This is a genomic window from Pseudoalteromonas sp. 0303 (assembly GCF_013349995.1).
Lineage (GTDB): Bacteria > Pseudomonadota > Gammaproteobacteria > Enterobacterales > Alteromonadaceae > Pseudoalteromonas.
On the sequence record NZ_JABVXF010000081.1, the window covers coordinates 1 to 2348 of the forward strand.

Here is a 2348-nt window from a genome sequence, read left to right on the forward strand (position 1 = left end):
AATTGGTAGACACAAGGGATTTAAAATCCCTCGCTGGTAACAGCGTGCCGGTTCAAGTCCGGCCCCGGGCACCATTTACGTAAAATACCTCTTCTCTATTTCATTTATATTTCTTTTTATAATCCCATCAAATTATTTTTTTATTGCCAAAATAGCTTTATAGTTTCCTTAGTCTTTTTAAAACAGCTAACGCGTTTCAAGTTTTAATCAATTAATAGGATTAAGGAAAGATAATGGAGCAATTTAAACGTGGCTTAAACCAGTTTTGGGTAGGCGCCGTATTTGGGCTTTGTCTAGCGATCTCGTTAGTACTCATTCCTGTTGCGATTATTATGTCAAACATTAATGATGTACTGAAAATTCATGAGGTGAGCGTGCTTGTTGATAAAGTATCGACCGTCTTTGATAAATCAGAACAGGCTATTAGTAATGCGAAAGCAGCACTAACCGATTTTGATAATGACGTGGTAATGGATATGCTCACTGCTGTGCAATCTTATCAGCAACAATCGCAGCCATTATTAACCGCAGAGCAAAAACAAGCATTAAAAGCGCAAATTAAAGAGCAGCTTGTTACTGAGCTTGAATCCAAACTTAACGAACAGCAAATCACATTCATATTGTCTGTTTTTGAAAAATTAGCAAATACAAAAAAGGGAGCACAATCGCTCCCCAATTAAGTAATCACTTGGCTTGGTTATTTGCGCCACGCACCTTTAGGAATAGTTTGATTTAGCTTTTTGTTTTGCGAAGGATCGAAAGTAGGCAATTTACCTGCTTTACGTTGTGAGTTGTAATCCTTCGCAAGCCAAATAACGACGCCCGATAACATAAATAAAGCGATGACGTTGACGATAGCCATTAGACCCATCGAGACATCGGCAAGCGTCCAAACTAATGGTAATTCTCCAAGCGCACCAAACATCACCATACCAAGTACCAGTAGTCGGAAGATCAACATACCCGATGCATGGTTATGCTCTAAGAACAATAAATTGGTTTCGGCATAAGAATAATTAGCAACAATCGAGGTAAATGCAAAAAACAAAATTGCAATTGCAACAAAGGTGGCACCCCAGCTACCAACATGTTCTTCAAGGGCAGCTTGTGTTAACGCAATGCCAGTCACACCTGAATCAGGTATAAGCTGCTGTGATAATAAAATAAGTGCTGCAGTTGCAGTACATATAATAATTGTATCTACAAATACGCCGAGCATTTGTACATAACCTTGTGAGGCTGGGTGCGGTGGGTTAGGTGTTGCCGTTGCAGCAGCATTTGCAGCGCTACCCATACCAGCTTCATTAGAGAATAAGCCACGCTTAATACCCTGGATCATGGCCTGCATTACACCATAACCTATTGCACCCGCACCCGCTTGCTCGATACCAAAGGCACTATTAATAACATGCATAAATACGCCCGGTAATAAATCGTAGTTCATGGCACACACATAAAGTGCAACTAACAAATAAGCCAGCGCCATAAATGGCACAACCATTTCTGCAAAACGTGAAATAGTTTTTAAGCCACCAAAAATAATAATACCTGACCCTAATACTAAGCCGATACCTACAACATAGTTTGGAATACCAAACGCAACATCAAATGCAGCAGCAATAGAGTTTGATTGAACGGCATTAAACACCAATCCAAAAGCAAGAATAAGGCACAGAGAAAAGATCACACCCATCCAACGTTTGCCCAAACCATATTCCATATAATAAGCAGGGCCACCGCGAAAGTTGCCATCTTCATCGACGGTTTTATATGCCTGAGCAAGCGTACTCTCGGCAAAACTTGTCGCCATACCTATTAAAGCAATAAGCCACATCCAGAAAATTGCCCCGGCACCGCCTAAATAAAGTGCAACGGCAACACCTGCCATATTACCCGTACCTACTCGCGCAGCTAAAGAAGTACAAAATGCTTGGAATGAAGAAATGCCATCGCCAGAACCTTGGCGGCTCTGAAACATCACTTTGAGCATATGTGGGAATTGAGTGAATTGAATAAAACCGAGTCGAAGAGTGAAAAATAGCCCCGCAGCTATTAAAAGGTAAACCAGAATGTGACCCCAAAGGAGACCACTTATACTATTTATAATGTCTGTCATTTTTCTTGCCTTGTGAGCGAGTGGAAAATCTGCGGCGCAAGTTACCATAACAAGCGAGGAGAGTTTAGTTATTCTGCTAAAAAACACCAGTTATCCACAGATCTTTGTGGGTAACGTGTTTGCACTTGGTGGGTATCTGATTAATTTGAAAATATTCAAAAAAACCTTCAAAAAGTGCTTGCGTTAATTCTTCGCATCCCTATAATGCGCATCCACTGACACGGCGGGCAGC

Annotated in this window: 2 protein-coding genes; one reads left to right on the forward strand and one right to left on the reverse strand. The window is 41.0% G+C overall.

Features of this window, described 5'->3' with window-relative positions:
- The first annotated feature begins 233 nt into the window (after nucleotides 1-233).
- Nucleotides 234-680 carry a hypothetical protein gene (locus HUS62_RS22130; protein ID WP_175081175.1) on the forward strand — a complete coding sequence of 149 codons (447 nt, stop codon included), beginning with the start codon at nucleotides 234-236 and terminating at the stop codon, nucleotides 678-680.
- A gap of 17 nt (nucleotides 681-697) precedes the next feature.
- Here the strand turns inward: HUS62_RS22130 and HUS62_RS22135 are convergent, their stop codons facing one another.
- Nucleotides 698-2116, reverse strand: coding sequence for a sodium:alanine symporter family protein (locus tag HUS62_RS22135; protein ID WP_175081176.1), 1419 nt, complete (start codon nucleotides 2114-2116; stop codon nucleotides 698-700).
- Nucleotides 2117-2348: the final 232 nt, after the last annotated feature.

Bases quoted from the DNA above. Each gene is read 5' to 3' on its own strand.
- HUS62_RS22130 (WP_175081175.1), top strand. From the start codon at position 234: ATGGAGCAATTTAAACGTGGCTTAAACCAGTTTTGGGTAGGCGCCGTA.
- HUS62_RS22135 (WP_175081176.1), bottom strand. From the start codon at position 2,116: ATGACAGACATTATAAATAGTATAAGTGGTCTCCTTTGGGGTCACATT.